Source organism: Seonamhaeicola marinus (genome assembly GCF_008085455.1).
Genome location: NZ_VSDQ01000280.1, coordinates 1 through 412 on the forward strand (window position 1 = coordinate 1; position 412 = coordinate 412).

Sequence of the window (412 nt, forward strand, 5' to 3'; positions counted from 1 at the left end):
TTTTTTATTTTGTATTACGTTAATTATAACGTGTTTACATTGTTTAAGTCTTCAAAAGCTTTCTTTAAACGCTCTACAAACGTTTTTTCGCCTTCGCGTAACCAAACACGCGGATCATAATATTTTTTGTTAGGTACATCATCACCGTCAGGGTTTCCTATTTGAGCTTTTAAATATTCAGCTTTTGTACCCATGTAATCTCTAATGCCAGTCATAAACGCATATTGTAAATCAGTATCAATATTCATTTTAATAGCACCGTAGCTAATACTTTCTCTAATTTCTTCAACAGTTGAACCTGAGCCACCGTGGAAAACAAAGTCTATATGGTTGTGGCCAACACCATATTTTTCAGCGATGTATTCTTGTGAGTTTTTTAAGATTTTTGGTGTTAATTTAACGTTTCCTGGTT

General features: G+C 33.3%; 1 protein-coding gene. It reads right to left on the reverse strand.

Annotated features, from left to right (window positions below; all coding sequences use genetic code 11):
• Positions 1-23: 23 nt before the first annotated feature.
• Positions 24-412: class II fructose-bisphosphate aldolase (locus tag FUA24_RS03980; RefSeq protein WP_187388153.1), on the reverse strand; the 389-nt coding region annotated here is incomplete at its 5' end.